The following is a 20,004-nucleotide window of genomic DNA, read 5'->3' as shown; positions in this document are numbered from 1 at the left end:
GTCCACGTAGTCTGGTTGCCGGCGGTCGGCCAGGGGTCCTGAGGCCGCGCGCCGCTTCACCGGCTTCCGGCGGCGTGCCATCATGGGGCATGGCTTCGCGATGGGCGCGGACCGGCCGAACCGACGCGACGTTGCGGGTCGCGTCCGGCTACCTCGTCCTCGCGGCGCTGGCGACCGCGCTGGCCGTGGGCCTGCAGGATGGATGGCCCTGGATCCACCCGAGCCCCTGGCTCTCCCTGCGCCCGCCGGCCGCGCTGCTGGTGAGCGCCGCGCTCGGCCTGACGCTGGCGGCCGGCGTCGTCGTGATGACGCGCGTCGCCGTGGCCCGGTTCGTCTGGGCGCGCCGCCTGCACGCCGATCTCCGCCCGGTCGCGCGGGAGCTCTCGCTCGGCCAGATCCTGCTCCTCGCCGGCCTCTCGAGCCTCGGCGAGGAGCTGCTCTTCCGCGGGCTGCTGACGCCGCTCCTCGGCGTGGCGCTGAGCGCGCTCGTCTTCGGCCTGGTGCACCAGATGCGCGGCCCGAGCCGCTGGGTGTGGGTGGGCTGGGCCGTGGCCGTCGGCGCGGGCCTCGGCGCCATCTTTGCCGCGACGGGCTCGCTCGTCGGGCCGCTCCTCTCGCACGCCCTCGTGAACGCCGTGAACATGAGCTACCTGCGCGACCACGATCCGGACCACGTGGAAGCCTGATCGCGCGCCGGGCGCCGGCTGTCGGCGCGGCGATCGGCGGCTCGCGCGCCTGCCGCTCAGCGCTTCTTCGTCTCCGGCCGTGGCGGCCTGGGCGGTACCGGCCGTGGCGGCTGCGGGGCGGCGCTCGTCCGCTGCCCGGCGTCCGGGCTCGCCGGCCGGGTCGCCGGGGGGGCGAGGGTCCCCCGGGAGGGCGCTTCCGTCTGGGCCATCTCCGGCTGGCCCCCGCGGCCGGGCGAGGGCGGCGGCGCGGTCGCCCGGCCGGACGGGGGTGGTGAGGGGGAGGCGGAGGTCTGGCCCTGACCGCGTGGCATCGTGGGCGGCTCGCTCTCCGGCCCGCGCCGGCTCGACGGCGGCTTGGCCATGCGGGCCAGCGAGCGCAGCGTGGGCGGCGTCACCGGCGGCGCCGCCTCGAGCTCGAAGCTCAGATCGAGCGACGGCGGCCCGTGCGGCCCGTGCGGCCCGTGCGGCCCGTCAGCGATCGCCACCGCGCCCTCGGACGCCCGCCGCGAAGCGACGCCCGGCCCGAAGCGCAGGCGCTCCTCGAGCGGCGCGCGCGACGACGGTGGCGCCACGTCGTCCAGGATGGACGACGGCCCGCCGAGCGCCGTCGTCCCGATCCGGGGCTCCGTGCGGCGCCGCGACGGCGGGAGCTCCAGCTCGACGCGGGTGCTCTCGTCTTCCAGCCGGGTCGCCTCGAGCAGGTAGGCGGCGATCGATTTTCGCTCCGACGGCACGGGGCGGCTGCCCGGGATGAACGCGAACCGCCCGACCTTCCAGCTCAGCATCGTGCGGAGCGCGGCGAGCGCCGAGACGCGCGTGCCCCCCACGGTCCCCTGGACGATGCACCCCTCGGCGATGTCGAGCTGCGCGCGCCGCTTCTTGCTGGTCACCTCGAACACGCCCGACCGCCGCTCCATCTCCAGGACGGTGAGGACGGTCGCGATCGACATCTGGCTGAGGTCGCCCTCGATCGCGGTCTGGTCGACGGAGGCCGGGATGGACATGAGGCTGTCCCGCCGCTGGCGCAGGCGCGAGGCCATCTGCACGAGCGCGCCGATCTGGGCGACGACCTCGCTGACCCGGAACGGCTTGGTCATGTAGACGTCGGCGCCCACGTGGAAGCCTTCGAGGCGGGACTGCTGGTCGTCGAGCGCGGAGAGGAACAGGAACGGGGTCACCGACACCCGCGACGGCTGGGTGCGCACGTTGCGCGCGACCCAGTAGCCGTCGTGGTCGGGCAGGCCGATGTCGCAGACGATGCACTCGGGCTCCAGGGTGCAGGCGGTCGAGAGCCCGGCCTCCGCGGTGGAGCAGAAGATGACCTCGTAACCCGCCTCGCGGATCGCGGTGGCGAGCAGGTCCGCGACATACTCTTCGTCCTCGATCACGAGCACGACCCCGCTCGGCATCTGGCAGACGGTACACGCGCGCCGCGGGGGTGGCCAAGGGTGAATGGCGGAGAGCCGGTCTGATCATCAGAGCCTGCTTTGCCTCCCGCGCGGCCCCGCCCGCGCTTTCGCCCGCGGCGCCCGACCGCGGCGGGGGATTCACGCTATAAGAACGGAAATGGCAAGTCCTGTCCGAGAGGCCGACGGCATGGTGCGGCCCGGCGAGCGGGCCTCCCCGGGGGCTCGCGTCTTCATCGCGATGAGCGGCGGAGTCGACTCCTCCGTCGCCGCGGCGCGCCTCTGCGACGCTGGCTACGAGGTCGTCGGCGTGACGCTGCACCTCTGGGACTACCCCGACGACGGCAGCGTCAAGAGCCGCTGCTGCGCGCCCGAGGATCAGCACGACGCGCGCAGGGTCGCCGACCACCTCGGGATTCCGCACTACACGTTCGACCGCCGCGCCCTGTTCCGCGAGCACGTCGTCGATCCGTTCGTCGACGCCTACCTCGCGGGCGAGACCCCGAGCCCGTGCGTCGCCTGCAACCGCTCGGTCAAGCTCCGGGAGCTGTTCCCGCTGGCGGAGCGGCTGGGCGTCTCGTGGGTCGCGACGGGCCACTACGCGCGGGTCGTCGTGGAGGAGGGCGACGCCCGCCTCTACCGCGGCCGCGACCGGCACAAGGATCAGAGCTATTTCCTCCACATGCTCCGGTCGGACGAGCTGTCGCGCCTCCTCTTCCCGCTGGGCGACTCGACCAAGGACGAGGTGCGCGCCGAGGCGATCGCCCGCGGGCTCCCGGGCGCCGAGAAGGGGGAGAGCCAGGAGCTCTGCTTCATCCCCTCCGGCCGGTATGCGCCCTTCGTGGCCGAGCGCGCCGCGGACCGGCTCCGGCCCGGCCCCATCGTCGATCGGGACGGCCGCGTCGTCGGCTCGCACGGCGGCGTGCACGGCTTCACGGTGGGCCAGCGCAAGGGCATCGGCGTCTCGCTCGGCCGCCCCGCGTTCGTCGTGGGCCTCGACGCGGCGTCGGGCGCGGTGCGCCTCGGCGACGAGGGCGATCTCTACGCCGCGGGCGCCGAGATCGCCGACGCGGTGTGGTGCGACGACGCGGTCTTCCCGCTGGAGGCCGAGGTCCGGGTGCGCGCGCGGCACGAGGCGGCGCCCGGCGTCATCGAGCGGCGGCGCGACCCTGCGACGGGCGCGGAGCGCTTCGTGGCGCGGTTCGCCAGCCCCGTGCGCGCCGTCTCCCCCGGCCAGATGGCGGTCGTCTACCGGGGCGACCGCGTGCTCGGCGGCGGCCGCATCACGGCCGCCCTTCGCCCGGAGGCGCTGTCGTGAGGGCCCGCGCGCTGGCGCCGCTCGCGTGCGCCGTCACGCTGGGCTGCTCGCTCGGGCAGGGCGAGGGCGAGGTCTACAGCTCGCGGCTGCGCGCGGCGAACTGCTGGGACGACAGCTACGACATGCGCCCCGACTTCTTCGCTGCGGTCCCCTACCGCTCCACGCTCCAGATCCGGGTGCAGCGGGGCAGCGATCTGCAGGAGGTCTCCGACGGCCTCACGGTCCTGATCGACGACGTCAACGCCATCCGCGGCGACGGGGACGTGAACAAGCTCGACGTCGATCTGAGCGTCGGGCTCCCGCCCGGCGTCGAGCTGCCCGGCTCGCCGCCCCCGACGCCGAAGCCGGCGGGGCTCGCGCCGCTCGTGCACATGGCGCTTTACCTCCAGCGGTCCTGCCACAACCAGAATGTCGTGCTCTACGCCGTGGACGGGACCATCAAGTTCCAGGCTCTGTTCAGCGGCGATCCGAACGAGACGGACGCGGCCGACAAGTACACGGACGCGACGTTCGACGTCTGGGTCGGCGATCCGCGCGACGCCGGGCTCGGCAATCCAGCGGACGCCATCCCACAGGAGCTCCTCTCGCGAGTCACCGGGGCTTTCCGCTTCTACTTCGAGCGGGGTCAACCCGGTCAACCGTTCCCTTGAGCTCGCCGCGACTCCGTCCTGGGTCTCTGGTGGTGTCCCACCTGTCAGGACAACAACCTTCAGCGCCCCTGTGGATTGAAGCTGACCATCTGCCCGGTCTCTCGACCGAGACGACATGGCAAAGCGCCGCGAACTCGCGGTAAAGTAGTGACCGCTCATGCCCCAACCGCCGCCTCGACCCGCATCACGAATGGGCGGACCTCCAAGCCCCGGGTCGACCAATTCATCGCCTGACGCACGCGCGAAGGAGCCCGAGAAGCAGCAGGGGACCTACTTCCTGGGCCGTTACCGCGTGGTCGACGAGATCGGGGTGGGCGGAATGGCGAGCGTCCACCTCGCTCGCATGGATGGCCCGGGCGGCTTTCAAAAGTGGGTCGCGATCAAGCGGATCCACCCTCATCTGGTCGAGGACGATCAGTTCGTCGACATGTTCCTCGACGAGGCGCGTATCGCGGCTGGCATCAACCACGCCAACGTCGCGCAGGTGTTCGATCTCGGGAAGGACGACAACACTTACTGGATCGCCATGGAGTACCTCCACGGCGAGCCGCTCCGGGAGGTGATGCGCCGCGCAGAGGAGCGCCGGCTGCGCATCTCGCCCGAGCTCGCTGCGCGCATCTGCTCCGATGCCGCAGAGGGCCTCCACGCTGCCCACGAGCTGCGTGGGAAGAACGGCCAGCTGCTGGGTCTGGTGCACCGCGACGTGACCCCGCACAACCTGTTCCTGACCTACGACGGATACACGAAGGTCGTCGATTTCGGCATCGCCAAGGTGGCCGATCGGCTGTCGTCGACCCGGGCGGGAACGCTGAAAGGCAAGTTGGCCTACATGTCTCCCGAGCAGGTCCGCGGCAACGATGTCGATCGCACGACCGACGTGTTCGCGCTCGGGGTCGTCCTCTGGGAGCTCACGACGAACCAGCGTCTCTTCCGGATGGATACGGATCTCGACACCCTCGAGAAGGTGCAGGCCTGCGTCGTCCCGCCGCCGTCCACGATCGTGCCCGACTATCCGATCGAGCTGGAGAGCGTCGTCATGAAGGCGCTCGCCAAGCACAGGCACGATCGCTTCCAGACAGCGCGCGAGTTCTCCCGGGCGCTGCAGAGCTTCCTGATGAGGAGCGGCGTGTTCGTCGGCTCCGAGGAGGTCGCTCAGTTCGTTCAGCAGGTGTTTGCCGACCGCATCCAGAAGCGCGAGGCCCACCTCGCGTGGGCGGCGGAGGTGACGTCCACCATCAACGTCGAGCAGGTGCGCGGGCGCATGTCGACGACGGCCACGGACAGCGTCGGGCTCCGCAGCCGCGGCCGGGACCCCGAGCCGCAGCGGCTCACGCCGCCGCAGCTCCTGCGGCACCACGCCGCGCCGGCGAGCGGGATCGCGCCGGTCGGGCGCGCCGTGCCGAGGGACGCCGCCGACAAGCAGATGGTGGCCACGTCGCTGATGGACGACGACGAGGACGTCCCGACGACGGTCGCGACGCGCGAGCACGCCGAGCCGGTGCGGCCTCCTTTGCACGAACGCCCGACGGTGCGTCCGGCGGCCGGCATGACGCCCGCGCCGGCGGCCGTGACGCCCCCTCCTCTCGCCGTCCAGCCCGCCCCGGTGGCGCGGCCCGATGCTCCGCCGCCTTACCAGCAGGTCCCGGCGCGCGCGCAGGGCGGTCACAGCCCTCGCGCGCAGGGCGGTCACAGCCCGCCCTCGCTGCCGCAGCCGTCGACCCCGTTCCCGCCTCCGCTCGATCTCGACGCGGGCGAGCGCGCGCCGCTCCCCCCGCGGGGGCTCCTCGACAGGGGGATGGACAGCCCGCTCGCGTCCACGCTCGCGCTGCCGCCGCAGGCCTCGCCCCCGGCCGCTCCGGTCTCCAAGGCGGTGAGCGAGGCTTCGCGTCACGCGCACGCGAACAGGGCGCTCGCCTACGGCGCATCGCCGCACGGGCACGGCGCCGCGCCGTCGTACGCGCTCCCGCGGAACGGCCAGGGTTATGCGCCGGCGCCTCCGCTGCCAGGCCCCCCGCCGGCGCCGGCGTTCCCGCCGCCGCCCTCGACGACCCTGGCGCAGGCTCAGCCGTTCGCGCCCGCCGCGTCGGCGCAGCCACCCCAGTCGCAGATCGAGACAGCGCTCTCGCTGCCGCGCCCCGACCCAGCGGCGATCTGGGCCGCCACGCAGGACGCGGCGTCCAAGGGCAACGGCAGGAACACGCTCGTCCTGGTTGCCGTCATCGCCCTCACCGCGCTGTGCGTCATCGGCATCGGCGCGCTGATCTACATGAAGACGAGGACCGTGCTGCCCTTCCCGGCCCACGGGGGCGACGTGCTCCCCGCGCCGGCCCCGGCGACCGGCGCGGCGACCACGGGCGAGCTGCATTCCGGCGTGCGCACGTGGACCGCGGGACCGCCCCGGCCAGACGAGCCTGCGCGCGTTACGATGTGGGGATGAAGGCTGTTCACCGCCGCTCGAGCGGCCCCAGGGCGCGGCCCCGGGCCGGCGAGCGAGCTCAGCTACGTATCGACGCGCTGGCCGCAGGCGGCGCGGGGGTCGGCAGGATCGCGGGCGAGGTCGTCTTCGTGCCCGCGACGGCGCCGGGAGACCTCGTCGAGGTCGAGCTCGACCGGAGCGCGCGCCCGGCGAGGGGCAGGCTCCTCCGGGTCGTCGAGCCGAGCGCCGACCGCGTCGCTCCGCCCTGCCGCTTCGCGGACACCTGCGGCGGCTGCGACTGGATGCACGTCCGCCTCGAGGCCCAGCAGGCCGCGCACGAGCAGATCCTCCGGCAAGCGATCGCGCGGGCGACCTCGCTCGCCGAGGCCGATCTGCCGCCGATCCGCGTCCATCCGGCGCCCCTGTCGCTCGGCTACCGATCTCGGGCGCGGCTGTTCGCGCGCGCCGAGCGCGGCGAGGTGCGCGTGGGCTACCGCGCGCCGAGGACGCACGCCGTCGTGGCGGTCGATCGCTGCCTCGTGCTGGGCGACGCGATCGCGCCGCTCTCCGGCGAGCTGCCCGGCGTGCTCCGCGGGGCCGTGGGGGAGGGCGATGTCCTGATCTCGCACGGCGCCTCGGGCCGCCCGGTCGTCGAGATCCAGTGGCGCGGCCAGCTCCCGCCGGCCGCATGGAAGCTGCTCGACGAGCGCACGGCGCGCGGCGCGTGGGCCGGCGCCCGGGTCACGCTCGACGGCGCCCGCGAGGCCGCCTCGTTCGGGGATCCGCGGACGACGATCCTGGGCGCGGACGGCGTGCCCCTGCTCCTGCCGCCGGGCGGCTTCGGGCAGCCGTCCGAGGAGGGCGCCGCCGTCCTCGCCCGCCGCGCTGCCGAGCTCGCGCACCTCGACTCCACCCGGCCGCCGCACCTCGTCGAGCTGTTTGCCGGGAGCGGGACGCTCTCGGTGCTCCTCGCGCGCGGCGCGCCGCGCTCTGCCGCGGGGGCCAGCCCCGTCGAGGCCGCCGCCTCGGGGCTCGCGTCGTTCACGGCCGTCGAGCTCTCGCCCGAGGCGGTCGCCTGCCTGCGCCAGAACCTCGCCGCGCGCGGCCTCGCCGGCAAGGTCATCGAGGCGGACGCCGATCAGCACCCGCTCCCGGCGCGCGCCGACGTCGTGGTGCTGGACCCTCCGCGCGGCGGGGCGCCCGGCGCGGCGCGCGCGATCGCGGCCTCGGGCGCGCGCGTGGTCGTCTACGTCTCGTGCGACCCGGCCACGCTGGCGCGCGACCTCGGCGTCATCCTCCGTGGCGGCTTCGAGATCACGGACATCGAGGCGGTCGAGCTCTTCCCTCAGACGAGCCATATCGAGTCGGTCGTCCGCCTCTCGCGCGCCCGGCGGCCTTCGCGCTGAGCGGCCCCGGGCGCGGCCGGAGGACCGCGCGCGCCGTGCGGGATCTCCGCCCGGCGGCTTGCGCTACGCTGCCGCGGATGATTCACCCCCTCGACGATCGTCTCCGCGACGAGGCGCGGCGTTATCGTCTCATGTTCGCCTGCCCCGACTGTGCCTCGTTCGATCCGGCGGACGCGGACGAGGGCTGTGAACGCGACGAGCGCGACGCTCGCGGCGCCGCGCCCCCCGGCCGCGCGCCGCGCTGCTCGCTCGGCTACCCGGTCGCGCCGCACGTGAGCCGGTCCCTCGACGATCGCGACGAGGTCACCTTCTGCAAGGCGTTCGAGCTCCGATGAGCCCTCCCCCCGGGCCCCTCCCGCCGCCCCGGCGGGGCCGGTCGCACCCCCCGTCGCTGATCCGCCTGGCCGAGCGGCTGATCCGGGACGAGCGGCTGCTCTCTCGCGGCGACGTGGTCCTGTGCGCCTGCTCTGGCGGCCCCGACTCGACCGCGCTGCTGCACGTCCTCGCGCTGCTCCGGCGCCGCATCGGCCACGAGGTCGTCGCGCACGGCGTCGATCACGGCCTCCGCGCCGCAGCAGCGGCCGAGCTCTCGCTGGCGCGCGATCTGGCCGAGCGGCTCGGCGTCCCGTTCTCGACGACCCGAGTGGACGTCGCGCCCGGCGCGAACCTCCAGGCGAGGGCGCGCGCCGCCCGGTTCGCCGCGCTGGCGGCGGCCTCGGCGGCGCACGGCGCCCGCGCGATCGCGACCGGCCACACTGCGGACGACCGGGCCGAGACGCTGCTCCTGCGCTTGCTGCGGGGCGCCGGGCCGCGGGGCCTGGCCGTCCTGCCGCCGCGCGCGCCGCTCCCGCGCGCGGCCGCCGCCGCCACGCGCGGCGGAGACGCGCCGGGCCCGGCAGCGCAGATCGAGCTCCTCCGCCCGCTGCTCCTGGCCCGCCGCGTCGACGTCCTGGCCCACCTCGACCGACACCGGCTGGCGTTCGCGGAAGACCCCAGCAACACCGACCCACGCTTCACCCGCGTCCGCGTCCGCCGCGAGCTGCTCCCGCTGCTCGAGGACCTGTCACCGGCGATCGTCGAGCACCTCTGCGCGCTCTCGGACATGCTCGTCGCCGGCCGAGAGCGCCCCTCGGACGACGATCCGGCCGTCCTCGACGGCGACGATGCGCTGTCGATTCCGCTCGGTCGGGCGCAGCGCTTCGCGATCGAGCGGGCTCGCAAGCTCGGGCGTCCGCTGCGCGTCCGCGTTCGCGGCGGCGGGGAGATCGCCCTGGGCTTTCCAGAGGAGTCCAGCGTGCTTATCGAGGACAGGTCCACGCGTCGCGGGGCCTGACCGCATGCACCCCCACCCGCGGCCCCTGTCGAGATCCCCTTTTTTCGCTGTGTCACCGCGGGGAGTACCCGCGGTCGACGACCGAGCTGACGGGTGGCATGCTGACCGGAACACGCGTACAATTTCGGTACACGCCGGCTCGCCGCGCGAGCCTAGAGGGTCCTCGTGAAGCAATCGCACAAGACGCTGCTGCTCTGGGTTCTGCTGATCATGATGTTCTTGGCGATCTGGCAGTTCTTGAGCCCGGATCGCCCGCCCGCCACGCCTGTCGCGTTCAGCGAGTTCATGGCCCAGGTCCAGGTCGAGGCCAAGGACAAGGATCCGCACGTCGAGTCGGTCACGATCAAGGACCGCGAGTACACCTTCTGGGTCAAGGACCCGAAGAGCGGAGCCAAGACCAAGAAGGTCACGATCGGGCCTGACAACGCCGACGAGATCACGAAGACGATCGTCGACAACAAGGTCGCCGTGTACTTCGAGAAGGAGGAGGCGTCGCCCTTCTGGCCGGGGGCGATCATGTACCTCCTGCCGACGATCTTCCTGCTCGTGATGTTCTATCTGTTCATGCGCCAGCTCCAGGCCGGCGGCGGCAAGGCGATGAGCTTCGGCAAGTCGCGCGCCCGGCTGCTCAGCGAGGCGCAGAACAAGGTGACGTTCGCCGACGTCGCGGGCATCGACGAGGCGAAGGACGAGCTCGAGGAGATCATCGCGTTCCTCAAGGACCCGAAGAAGTTCCAGAAGCTCGGCGGCCGGATCCCGAAGGGCGTGCTCATGATGGGCCCCCCCGGGACGGGCAAGACGCTCCTCGCGCGCGCGATCGCCGGCGAGGCGGGCGTGCCGTTCTTCTCGATCTCCGGCTCGGATTTCGTCGAGATGTTCGTCGGCGTCGGCGCGAGCCGGGTGCGCGACCTGTTCGAGCAGGGCAAGAAGCACGCGCCGTGCATCATCTTCATCGATGAGATCGATGCGGTCGGCCGCCACCGCGGCGCGGGCCTCGGCGGTGGTCACGACGAGCGCGAGCAGACGCTGAACCAGCTCCTCGTCGAGATGGACGGCTTCGAGTCGAACGAGGGCGTGATCATCGTCGCCGCGACGAACCGCCCCGACGTCCTCGACCCCGCGATCCTGCGGCCTGGCCGCTTCGACCGCCGCATCGTCGTGAACCGCCCCGACGTGCGCGGCCGCGAGGGCATCCTCCGGGTGCATACGAAGAAGGTCCCGCTCGGCCCCGACGTTGACATGGAGATCCTGGCGCGCGGCACGCCTGGCTTCGTGGGCGCCGACATCGAGAACCTCGTCAACGAGGCGGCCCTGCTCGCGGCGCGTCAGGACAAGGACGTCGTCACGATGGTCGACTTCGAGATGGCCAAGGACAAGGTGCTGATGGGCGCCGAGCGCCGCAGCATGGTCATCAGCGACGAGGAGAAGCGGACCACGGCCTACCACGAGGCCGGGCACGCGCTGGTTGCGAAGCTGCTCGAGAAGTTCTCGGATCCGGTCCACAAGGTGACGATCATCCCGCGCGGGCCGGCGCTGGGCCTCACGCAGCAGCTCCCGAAGGAGGACCGGCTCAGCATGTCGCGCGACTTCGCCAAGGCGCGGCTGTCGGTCCTGATGGGCGGCCGCGTGGCGGAGGAGATCGTGTTCGGCCAGTTCACGACGGGCGCGGGCAACGACATCAAGCAGGCGTCGAACCTGGCGCGGCGCATGGTGACCGAGTTCGGCATGAGCGACGTCATCGGGCCGATCTCGTACGGCGCGGACGAGGAGAGCGTCTTCCTCGGGCGCGACTTCACGAGCCGGCGCCGCGACTATTCGGAGACGATCGCCAACCAGATCGACGACGAGGTGCGGCGGTTCATCCTCGACGCCCACGCCGAGGCGCGGCGGCTCCTCACGGACAACCGCGAGATCCTCGAGCGGCTCGCCACGGCGCTCCTGGAGCGCGAGACGCTGGACGCCGAGGAGGTCGACGCCATCGTCTCCGGCCGCGAGCTGCCGCAGCGCCAGCGCGTCGTGATCCCGAGCTACAGCGATCGCGATCGGGCCGCCAAGGAGAAGCGCCGCGCGGCGAGCATCTTCGGCACCCCGAAGCCCGCCCCGAGCACCTGAGCCCGGGAAGCGCGGGGGCAGCGCCCGGCCTCGGGCAAAGCCCCCGCGCCGCCAGCGCCGCGCGCACAGCGCGGCGCACGAGACGCCTCGAACCCCCATCCCATCAGAGCAGCGACGCGCGCGGCCGGCGCGCCCCCGGTTCGTCTCAGGGGGCGCGCAGGGTCGCCTGCAGGAACGCCCAGTGCTGCAGGTCGGCTGGGCGGCCGTCCTCGTGGGCGCGGTTCGCGCTCCTGAAGATCGCCTGGGCGCCGTCGCCGAAGAGGAACAGGCCGTAGCCGAGCGTGAAGCGCGCCGGCTCCCACGGCTGGAGCGAGAGCGAGACGTCGATCTCGTGGCCCAGCGTCTGGCTCTCGTTGTCCTCGGCGGCGCCGACGGGGAGGAGGCGCGAGGTCACCCACCTGCCCCCCGGCGAGGCGAGGCCGACGAACGCATATCCGGCGGCGACGGTCATCGTGTCGAACGGGGCGGCGCGGACGCCGCCGCCCGCCTCGATCACGTTCGACCATGCGTAGAGCCCCATCGGGCCGTGGTTGTCCTGCGCGTCGGGCAGGATCGGATCGAAGCGGCGCTGCGTCTCGCCCACCTCGAGCGCGCCATCGTCGCCCGTGGCGTAGGCGCCGCGAGCGTTGAAGGTGAGGTGGGCGGGGAGGGCCGTCTCGAGCTCGGCGCGCGCAGCGGCCGCGAACCCGCCGAGCGGGCGGTCGGCCGAGAACGTGGAGACGCGGCCGAGCTCGTAGGCCCCTTCGACCGCGTAGCGAAAACCCCGGCGGTCGCCGGAGACGCGCGCGTCGAGGACGACGGTATCTCCGGGCGTGAGCCAGCTCGGGCGCGGCTCCCGCGCGATGCGCGCGAGCGCCGTGGCCTCGAGGTGGAGCAGGGGAGCGACGTGCCAGATCGCGTTCAGGCCGTAGAGCTGGGTCCCCGTCCCGGCGGAGATGGGCTTGCGCGTCCCGCCCACCTCGGGCGGGGCGCCGCCCGGCGCGGCCAGGAGCACGGCGATCGCCTCGAGGTCGACGTTGCCGAGCTGCACCCCCGCGCGCACCCCGTCGAGCGAGCGCGCGGCGAGGGTCTCGTCGTTCGCCCCGATCAGCCGACCATCGCCCCACTCGATTCGCTGCCGGCCCAGCCGCACGAAGGCGCGGCGTCCGGAGCGCGTGTGCAGATCGATGTAGGCCTCGTAGGGCGCCGTCTCCGGGAGCGCCGGCTCGCCCGCCCCGACGAAGATCGCGTCGTCGCTCCCCCAGAGCCGCGCGTCCTGCAGCGTGAGGACGCCCGTGACGGGCCCGTGATCGACGGCCAGCCCGAGGCGCGCGCGCTGGGCGACGAACCACTGGGTTTTGACGACGTTGCCGGTGTCGAGGAGCGGCGGCATCGCGCCCCCGAAGCCCTCGGCGAGCACCGCGTTCGAGCTGTAGATGTCGCCGCCCGTGTCCACCGGGTACCGGCGGAACTCGCTGCGCAGCCGGAGCTCCACCGACGGACGGAGCGTGAACGCGCCGAGGGGCATGCCCTCCGACTGCGGCGACGCCTGGGCCGCCGCGGTCCGGGGCGCGAGGAGCGCCGATCCCAGAGCGATGGAGGCGAACGGCAGGGATCGGATCATCAGCAGGGAGGGCCGGAGCGCGGGGTCGTCGAACGGCAGGTGTGCGGTCTGGCGCGCGGTGTTCAGGCGCGTCGCGCTCCTGGGTGCGCTCGCGGAGGATAGGCGTCCGGGCGCTCGTCGGACAAGTGGGGAAGCGGCGCTGGTCCTGTCCGACGGCGCCTGATCCTGACGGGGCGACCCTTGCGCCGCGCCGGCGTCAGGGATCGAAATCGTCCCCGCCGTGCGAGGGTGGGGGCGGCGGACTCGGTGGCCTGGGCGCATCCCTGCCGCCGCTCCCGCGCAGCGGCGGCGCCTTCGCGCTGCCGGCGGGCTGCCTCGGCGGTGGTCGGCTGGTCGAGCCGCGCCGCGCGGGCGCGGCGCCCGCGTCGATCGCGAGCACCAGGTCGAGCGCGAGCTTCGACGCCCTGCCGGCGTGCCGCTCTGCGACGGCGCTCGCCTCGGCGAGCACGCGCTCGGCCGCCTCGAGCTCGCGCTTCACCTCGCGGCGCCGCGGGTCGCCCGCGAGCGCCTCGGCCGACCCGGCCGCGAGCGACGCCCGCTTCTTCTCGAGCTCCGCGGCGCGCCTCGACAGCTCGCCGAGCTGCTTCGACGTCGCGACGGAGCTCTTCAAGGAGGCCTCGACGGCCTCGATGAGCTTCCTGTCGTCCGCGTCGAGCGAGCGTCCGCCGCGGGCGCTCACGAGCCGCGCCTCTGGCGCGAGCTCGACCCGGAACAGTACGCCCGACGCGCGGAGCTCGGCGGCGCGCGCGCGCGCCGCTTCGAGCACCGCGTCGTCCGTCGACCTCGGATCGAGCCCCACCGCGCGCGCGAGGTCGGCGCGCGCCGCGCGCGCGAGCTCCTCGGCCTTCAGCGACTCCTCGCGGACCTCGCGCGTGGCCTCGAAGAGCTCGTCATAGGGCTGCTTGCCCGTGCGGAGGGCGCGCCCTTGCTCGATCTGCGACGGCTGCGCGGCGCACGCGGCGAGCAGGGGCGCGTGCGCCGCGACGAGCAGCAGCGCGAGCGCGGCCGCGCGGAGCCGGCCCGCGCGATCCGGGGTCCTCGTCATCCACATTGGAGGATGACCCCCCAGAGCTCGTAGCTCGCGGCGGGCTTCGAGAGGAACACCACGCCCACGTAGCCCGATCGCGGCGCGACGCCGAGCACGCCCTGCCCGAAGTTCCCGGCCGGGGGAGAGAGCGCGATCGGATCCCCGATCGGGGCGAGGCTGGAGGAGAGCGTCTGCGCGCGCATGGCGCGGCTCCCCGGTGGGCCTTCGGTCCACACGAGGAGCCAGCGCCCGTCGCTGAGCCCCGCGATGTCCGGCGCGAACGCGTCGCCCCCGGGGCCCCCGGAGGGCAGCGGGATCACCTGGGTCGACGTGGGGATGGTGCCCGCGGGGGCCTGACCGGCGCGGATCTCCCATCGCCCGTCGGCCGGTCGGTCCGCGAACACGACGGCGAGATCGCGCTCGTTCCAGCCGAGCGACGGCTTGCCGACCGACCCTCCGGAGCCCGCCACCCGGCTGAGCTCACCGACGGGCTTGCGCTCGGCGTCGAGCCAGCCTGCCCACACGGCCTTCTCGCGGCGGAACGCGACCGCGTGACCGCGCGATCCGGCCGCGATCGCGCGCGGCGCCTCGAGCGGCTCGTCGCCCTGCACCGGCCACAGCGTGAGGGGCGCGGCGGCGGGGTTGTCGGCGGCCACGACGGCGCCATCCGCCAGGCCGACGACGAACGGACTTGGCCCCGGGACGTTGACCGGAGAGCGGATGGCCTGCTGCGCTGCCGTGAGCACGGTGAAGCTGTCCTCGACGGGCGAGATGCTCACGATGTCGGCGGCCTCTCGGTTCGAGAAGCGCTCGTTCCGCTCTCCGGTCGTGGGATCGATCTCGAGGCCGACGGCCTCCAGGGAGCTCTTGGCGTAGCCCACCACGAGCTTGCCGCCCTTCGTCGCCGTGACCTCGAACGGGATGCTCTTCGCCACGAGCGGCGCCCATTGCTGCGGCTGGCGCGCCACCCAGCAGGGCTTCGGCGGGGCGGGGATCGCGGCGCGCGCGACGTCCTGCGCGGCCCCGAGCGCGGCGCGCGCGGTGCCGACCGGCGCGCTCCGGGTGGAGGCGACGGAGTGGCGGCCCGCGAAGAAGGCGACGATGCTCATGAGCAACGCGACCCCGCCGAGGCCGACAAGCGAGGAGACCGGCACGGGTACCGCCGCGGAGAACGGCTTGCCGTTGCCCTGCGCGAGCGAGCCCGGACCGCCAGTGCGCGCGGGCTGAGCGCGCCGCGCCGCGAGCGCGCGGGGGTCGAGCGCTCGCGGGCCGTTGCTCGATCCCGTGCCGGAGCTGCGATCGTCTCGCTGGCCCGGCGTCGGGGGGGCATCGGCGCCTGCCGCGCTGCGCTGCGGGCCCTGGAGCCCGGGCAGCGTGCCCGGCCACGATCGCGCCGCCGGGCGCGGCTGCGGTGCGCCTGCGCCGATGCCGGCCGACGGGATGGTCGCGTACTCGCGGCGCCCCTCGGCGCTCTCCGCGGTCACGGGGGCGCCGGGCAGCGGGGAGCGCTTCGTCTCGTCGGGCGCGGGCGCCGCGGGGCGCTCCCTGGTCTCGCCGTGCTGCACCGTGGTCGACGCCGGGCCCGCGCCGAGCGCACGGCTCGCCGACGGATCCCGGCCGTCGTTCGCCGTCGTGTCCTCCGCGCTGCGGGGCAGGGGACCGTCGGCGGGCGGCGCGGGGCTCGCGGGTCGAGGTCCAGGGGACGCGACCGCTGTGGCAGCGGCGCTCGAGGTGTGTGCTGAATCGGAGGGGGGCGCTGGGGCGGCCAGGGGAGGCGCCGGGGCGGGCTGCGGCGTCGTGCGGGGAGCCTCTGCAGGGGGGCGCGGCGGCGGCGCCGGCAGAGCCCCGAGGCGGACGAGGGCCTTTGCGCCGGCCGCCGTCTGTGCCGGGGCTTCGGGCGCGCGCGCGACCGCCGGCTTCTTCGCCGCCACCGCGGGGAACCGGACCGGAACAGGAGGCGGCGGTACCGAGCGCCCCGCCGCGGGCGCGGGTCGTCTCGTGGCCCCGCTGGAGCTGGACGGCGGCGTCGGGAGGGGCTTGCCGGCGCCCTGCTCCGCGCCGCCCGCCGCGCTGTCGCGCCCGAGGTTGCTCGGCGCCGCGCCGGCGGGCGCCGCATCGCGACCGGGGGGGAGGGGCGGGGGCTTCGGTGGTCTCGCCGCGGCGCGCGACGCCAGGCTGCCGGCGGCCCTCGGCGGCGCGCCCGGCCTGCTGGGCGCGGCTGCGCCTGGAGCCCGCGCCGGCGCAGGTCCGTCGTCTGCCGTCGCGCGGGCGCCGCCCGCGGCGATGCCGGTGTCCGCGGCTGGACGATCACCGGCCGAGGTCTCCTCGCGTTCTTCTGACTCCGAGGGGAGCCTCGGCGCGCGGGGGATCACGGGGGCCCCCTGGTCGCCCGCCGAGGTGCTGTCGTAGCGGGGGAGCTGCGTGATCGCGCGGGCGACCCCCGCGTCGAACGTCCCGCCGGCCGACGGCACGACGATCGGCGCGCTCGGTCCGCTGGCCGGCGCGTCGGCCGGCGCATCGACACCCGTGAGCGTCCTCATGGACTCGCGCTTGCGCGGCGGTGGGGGCGGCGGGTGAGGTCGCGACGTTGCCCGGCCCGGCCGCGTCGGCGGCTTCCGCTCGTTCGCGGGCCTGTCCGCGGGGGCTGGGCCGACGCTCGGAGCACCGCGGGCCGGCGCCGGACCCAGGTCCTCGACGAGATCGAGATCCAGCTCCACGCCGCTCTCGCGAGCGGCCTCTCTCAGGGCGGCCGGCTTCTCAGGGGCAGCGGCGGCCGCCTCGGGTCTGCGCCGGAGCTGCGCGGCGTCGGCGAGCTCCGGCTGCCTGGACGCAGGCGCCCACGCTTCCATGCCCTGGCGCCACACCAGCGTGGAGCCCGGGATGACCCCGGCAGCCAGCGCGCTGCGCAGCTCAGCGGTGCTCACGAGCCGCTGGACGCCGCGCTCGTCCGTCCACCTCCACGCGCTCAACGGGGGCCCCTCCTCCAACGGCGGGAGCGCCGGAATTCCAAGACGTGATCCACGACGCGACGATCGTACCGCGCGTCGTTTGCAAAGAGATCTTCTTTCGTCCGCTCACGCAACTGTGCCCCCGCGTCCGACGAAGATCGCGCTTGTAGCCCATGAGCCCCGCCCGCGTCGTCGTCGCCGCAGCCCGCGCCTTGGCCGCCGTCGCTGCGCGCGCGCTCAGCCCGTCGTCCTGCGCTGGTTGTGACGCCCCTGTCGCGGATGCCGCGGTGTTTTGCTCTGACTGCGCGCGTACCGCCGTGCCTTACGCGGAGCGCCCGCCACAGCGGGCGGTGGGCTCTGGCGCCGCCGACGGCCCTCTCATCGCGTTCGCCCCGTTCCGCGGGGCGCTGGCGGACGGAATCCGGCGTTTCAAGTACGGTGATCGCCCGGATCTCGCGCGTCCGTTCGGTCGGCTGTTGCTCTGCGCGGCGCGCGATGCAGGGCTGCGCGCGGATCTCGTGGTCCCGGTCCCGCTTCATCCGCGCCGTCAGGCCGAGCGCGGCTACAATCAGGCTGCATTGCTGGCCGCGCATGTGGCTGACGGACTCACGGCTTCGTTTGCTCCGCGGGCTCTCTGTCGTATCCGATCCACGGCGCAGCAGGCGCAGCTCCCGCGCGACCGTCGCCTGGAGAACGTGGCGGGGGCGTTCCGCGCTCGCGCGCCGGAGCGCGTCCGCCGGCGGAGCGTCGCGCTCATCGACGACGTGGCCACGACGGGCGCCACGCTCGCGGCGTGCCGTGACGCGCTTCTCGGCGCGGGAGCTGCTTCGGTGACCTACCTCGTCTTGGCTGCGGCCGAGAGCGGTGCGGACGAACTCAGAAGCTTTCCTCCGTCAGCGCGCCGCACTTGACGCGCACGCTCCTGCCCTCGACGAGCCACCGCGTGCCGTTGGGCGTCGGCTCGCCGACGCGTACGAAAAAACGTCCGCAGCGCACCTCGATGGGCTGGTTGGTGGGGCCTACCGCAACGCCCATGACATAGACGGTCGCATTTCGAGTGAAGTTGAGCTTGAGAAGGCCGCGTCCGCTCCGCGGGGACGGGGGAGCGGGGGCCGCAGCTTGGGCGACGGGCTGCGGTTGCGGGGGCGGCGGAGCCTCGGCGGGTGGCTGCGCGGGAGGGGGAGCAGCCTCGGCGGGCGGCTGCGCGGGAGGGGGAGCAGCCTCGGCGGGCGGCTGAGCTGGAGGGGGAGCAGCCTCGGGGCCTGACAGCGGGGGGGCGCCTTGCGTCGGTTGCGTTCCGTCCGGGGCCGCACTCGCCGGGGGCGGGGTTGCTGTCTGCACAGAAACGGCCCTTTGCCTCGACATCGCCGCGGCGGTGCTCGTAGGTCCACTGGTCGCCGAAGTCGCTGGCAGAGCCAGTCGGCCGGATGCCGCCAGTCCGGGCAGGGCTGTCTCGACTGTGCGGATCCCCAGTGAAAACACGACGATGGCCGTCGTGAGCGCAATCCCGATGGTGCTCAGCGGCGAGAGCGGCTTCGAAGGAGGGCCCTGCGCCGACCCAGGTTGAGGCGCGGCCGCCGACCCGAGTTGAGGCTCGGGCGGCACCGACCCGGGTTGAGGCTCGGGCGGCACCGACCCGGGTTGAGGCTCGGACGGCACCGACCCGGGTTGAGGCTCGGGCGGCACCGACCCGGGTTGGGGCTCGGGCGGCACCGACCCGGGTTGAGACTCGGGCGGCACCGACCCAGGTTGGGGCTCGGGCGGCACCGACCCAGGTTGAGGCGCGGCCGCCGACCCGGGTTGGGGCGCCGCCGCCGACCCAGGTTGGGGCGGCGCCAACCCAGGTTGAGGCGCGTCCGCGTCCGTCGAGAACATCGGCCGTCAGTCTAGCGGCATCGTCACCCTACTGAAGCGGGCTCTCCCGCTCGGCAGCCCACCAGAGCGTTCCTGCCGGATCCGCGCTCGAAGCAAGCGCAAACGACATCTGTGTGCTGGAATACATTCGTGTACGTCGTCGCACATCCACTGACGTGGATTCGCCGCAGATCGCCGCTCGGTCGTCGTGCGTTGGCCGCCGCCGTGCTCGACACCCTCGGGCTCCTGGACCGGTTCCTGTGGCTGCGCGCGAAGCTCCGGCTGCCCGTGCTCTCGGTGTTCACCTACCACCGCATCGCGGAGCCCTCGGATGTCGCCGAGCTCGATCCCGGCGTCGCCGAGGTGAGCGCCCGCGAGTTCGAGGAGCAACTCGCGGTCATCAAGACGCACTGCACCGTGGTTTCGCTCCGGGACGTGCGCCTCCTCGCCAAGGGCCGCAAGCCCCCGCCGAACCCCGTCATGGTCGCGTTCGACGACGGTTACCGGGACAACCACGACGTCGCGCTGCCCCTGCTGAAGCGCGCAGGCGTCACGGCCACCTTCTTCATCGCCACCGACTACCCCGACAACGGCCGCCTCTACTGGTGGGATCGCGTCGCCCTCCTCATGCACCGGTGCCGGCGCCCGCGCGTCGACATCGCCTACCCCGCGACGCTCCTGCTCGAGCCCGTGCGCGACCCCATCGGCGCGGCGACGCGGGTCTGCCAGGCCATCAAGCGCACCTCCGGCCTCGACCTCGAGCGCCTGTGGGATGAGCTCGAGCGCGCCACCGGGGTGTCGATCGACCTCTGCGAGGAGCGCGCGCTCGCGGCCAGGACGATCATGGACTGGAAGCAGATCGCCGCGCTGCGGCGGGCCGGCATGGACGTGCAGTCGCACTCGCACAGGCACCGTGTCCTTCAGACGCTGTCGCCCGAGGAGGCCACGCGCGATCTCGCGCGCTCCCGCCGCGTGCTCTCCGAAGCCCTGAACGAGGCCGTACACGCGGTTGCGTACCCCGTCGGATACAGCCTGTGCGGCGCGTTCCATCGCGCCGTGAGGGAGGCGGGCTTCGAGCTCGGCTTCACCAACAACTCCGGCCTTTGCATGCTCTCGTCCTTCGACCCCCTGAATTTCCCGCGCGTCGCGATGGACCGCGGGCAGATCGGCGCGCTCTTCAAGCTGAAGCTGCTCATCGGCCAGCGGCCCGGCTCACGGGCCGCCCGCTGACCGAGCAGCGCCCGC

General features: G+C 73.9%; 14 protein-coding genes. 10 read left to right on the top strand and 4 right to left on the bottom strand.

What is annotated here, in order from left to right; genetic code table 11:
* The first annotated feature begins 89 nt into the window (after positions 1–89).
* Entirely contained in the window at positions 90–686 is a 597-nt protein-coding gene (locus WME96_RS37780) for a CPBP family intramembrane glutamic endopeptidase (RefSeq protein WP_437286418.1), read from the top strand.
* A 56-nt stretch (positions 687–742) separates the two neighbouring features.
* Here the strand turns inward: WME96_RS37780 and WME96_RS37775 are convergent, their stop codons facing one another.
* Complete coding sequence (locus tag WME96_RS37775) at positions 743–2,095, bottom strand: response regulator (RefSeq protein WP_437286417.1); 1,353 nt, start codon at positions 2,093–2,095, stop codon at positions 743–745.
* Between the two features lie 187 nt (positions 2,096–2,282).
* Between WME96_RS37775 and mnmA the strand changes: the two genes are divergently transcribed.
* The 7 genes from mnmA to ftsH all read left to right on the top strand — a co-directional run bounded on the left by mnmA (position 2,283) and on the right by ftsH (position 11,327).
* On the top strand, positions 2,283–3,410 hold the full coding sequence (gene mnmA / locus WME96_RS37770) for a tRNA 2-thiouridine(34) synthase MnmA (RefSeq protein ID WP_437292394.1): 1,128 nt from the start codon (positions 2,283–2,285) through the stop codon (positions 3,408–3,410).
* A complete protein-coding gene (locus WME96_RS37765) occupies positions 3,407–4,060 on the top strand; it encodes a hypothetical protein (protein ID WP_061617875.1) in 654 nt (217 codons plus the stop codon). The genes mnmA and WME96_RS37765 overlap by 4 nt, the downstream gene beginning before the upstream one ends.
* A 190-nt stretch (positions 4,061–4,250) precedes the next feature.
* Positions 4,251–6,497, top strand: a complete 2,247-nt coding sequence (locus WME96_RS37760) for a protein kinase domain-containing protein (protein WP_437286416.1) — start codon at positions 4,251–4,253, stop codon at positions 6,495–6,497.
* On the top strand, positions 6,494–7,882 hold the full coding sequence (locus WME96_RS37755; protein WP_437286415.1) for a class I SAM-dependent RNA methyltransferase: 1,389 nt from the start codon (positions 6,494–6,496) through the stop codon (positions 7,880–7,882). The genes WME96_RS37760 and WME96_RS37755 overlap by 4 nt, the downstream gene beginning before the upstream one ends.
* 77 nt (positions 7,883–7,959) lie before the next feature.
* Entirely contained in the window at positions 7,960–8,217 is a 258-nt protein-coding gene (locus WME96_RS37750; protein ID WP_437286414.1) for a hypothetical protein, read from the top strand.
* Positions 8,214–9,215, top strand: a complete 1,002-nt coding sequence (gene tilS / locus WME96_RS37745; protein WP_437286413.1) for a tRNA lysidine(34) synthetase TilS — start codon at positions 8,214–8,216, stop codon at positions 9,213–9,215. The genes WME96_RS37750 and tilS overlap by 4 nt, the downstream gene beginning before the upstream one ends.
* A 165-nt stretch (positions 9,216–9,380) precedes the next feature.
* A complete protein-coding gene (ftsH, locus tag WME96_RS37740; RefSeq protein ID WP_433929649.1) occupies positions 9,381–11,327 on the top strand; it encodes an ATP-dependent zinc metalloprotease FtsH in 1,947 nt (648 codons plus the stop codon).
* 145 nt (positions 11,328–11,472) lie between these two features.
* On the opposite strand, the gene WME96_RS37735 is transcribed toward ftsH, so the two are convergent.
* The 3 genes from WME96_RS37735 to WME96_RS37725 form a co-directional block, all read right to left on the bottom strand.
* On the bottom strand, positions 11,473–12,930 hold the full coding sequence (locus tag WME96_RS37735; RefSeq protein WP_437286412.1) for an alginate export family protein: 1,458 nt from the start codon (positions 12,928–12,930) through the stop codon (positions 11,473–11,475).
* 196 nt (positions 12,931–13,126) lie between these two features.
* On the bottom strand, positions 13,127–13,975 hold the full coding sequence (locus tag WME96_RS37730; RefSeq protein WP_437286411.1) for a hypothetical protein: 849 nt from the start codon (positions 13,973–13,975) through the stop codon (positions 13,127–13,129).
* Positions 13,972–16,926: a GYF domain-containing protein gene (locus WME96_RS37725; protein ID WP_437286410.1), complete on the bottom strand. Its 2,955-nt coding sequence runs from the start codon at positions 16,924–16,926 to the stop codon at positions 13,972–13,974. The genes WME96_RS37730 and WME96_RS37725 overlap by 4 nt, the downstream gene beginning before the upstream one ends.
* A 152-nt stretch (positions 16,927–17,078) precedes the next feature.
* Here WME96_RS37725 and WME96_RS37720 point away from each other — a divergent pair, with 152 nt between their 5' ends.
* Together WME96_RS37720 and WME96_RS37715 are read left to right on the top strand one after the other, a co-directional pair.
* Positions 17,079–17,816 (top strand): ComF family protein, encoded by a 738-nt coding sequence (locus WME96_RS37720; protein ID WP_437286409.1) that lies wholly within the window; start codon positions 17,079–17,081, stop codon positions 17,814–17,816.
* A 1,168-nt stretch (positions 17,817–18,984) separates the two neighbouring features.
* Positions 18,985–19,989: a polysaccharide deacetylase family protein gene (locus WME96_RS37715; protein ID WP_437286408.1), complete on the top strand. Its 1,005-nt coding sequence runs from the start codon at positions 18,985–18,987 to the stop codon at positions 19,987–19,989.
* Positions 19,990–20,004: the final 15 nt, after the last annotated feature.

Source organism: Sorangium sp. So ce406 (assembly GCF_051474675.1).
Lineage (GTDB): Bacteria > Myxococcota_A > Polyangia > Polyangiales > Polyangiaceae > Sorangium > Sorangium cellulosum_G.
Note: the sequence above shows the minus strand (reverse complement) of the source record. Positions and strands in the feature narration are given on the sequence as shown.

Excerpts from the sequence above, each read along its gene's own strand:
- WME96_RS37775 (WP_437286417.1), bottom strand. The coding sequence starts at position 2,095 with ATGCCGAGCGGGGTCGTGCTCGTGATCGAGGACGAAGAGTATGTCGCG.
- WME96_RS37720 (WP_437286409.1), top strand. The coding sequence starts at position 17,079 with ATGAGCCCCGCCCGCGTCGTCGTCGCCGCAGCCCGCGCCTTGGCCGCC.
- WME96_RS37730 (WP_437286411.1), bottom strand. The coding sequence starts at position 13,975 with ATGACGAGGACCCCGGATCGCGCGGGCCGGCTCCGCGCGGCCGCGCTC.
- tilS (WP_437286413.1), top strand. The coding sequence starts at position 8,214 with ATGAGCCCTCCCCCCGGGCCCCTCCCGCCGCCCCGGCGGGGCCGGTCG.
- WME96_RS37735 (WP_437286412.1), bottom strand. The coding sequence starts at position 12,930 with ATGATCCGATCCCTGCCGTTCGCCTCCATCGCTCTGGGATCGGCGCTC.
- WME96_RS37780 (WP_437286418.1), top strand. The coding sequence starts at position 90 with ATGGCTTCGCGATGGGCGCGGACCGGCCGAACCGACGCGACGTTGCGG.
- WME96_RS37760 (WP_437286416.1), top strand. The coding sequence starts at position 4,251 with ATGGGCGGACCTCCAAGCCCCGGGTCGACCAATTCATCGCCTGACGCA.
- mnmA (WP_437292394.1), top strand. The coding sequence starts at position 2,283 with ATGGTGCGGCCCGGCGAGCGGGCCTCCCCGGGGGCTCGCGTCTTCATC.
- WME96_RS37750 (WP_437286414.1), top strand. The coding sequence starts at position 7,960 with ATGATTCACCCCCTCGACGATCGTCTCCGCGACGAGGCGCGGCGTTAT.
- WME96_RS37755 (WP_437286415.1), top strand. The coding sequence starts at position 6,494 with ATGAAGGCTGTTCACCGCCGCTCGAGCGGCCCCAGGGCGCGGCCCCGG.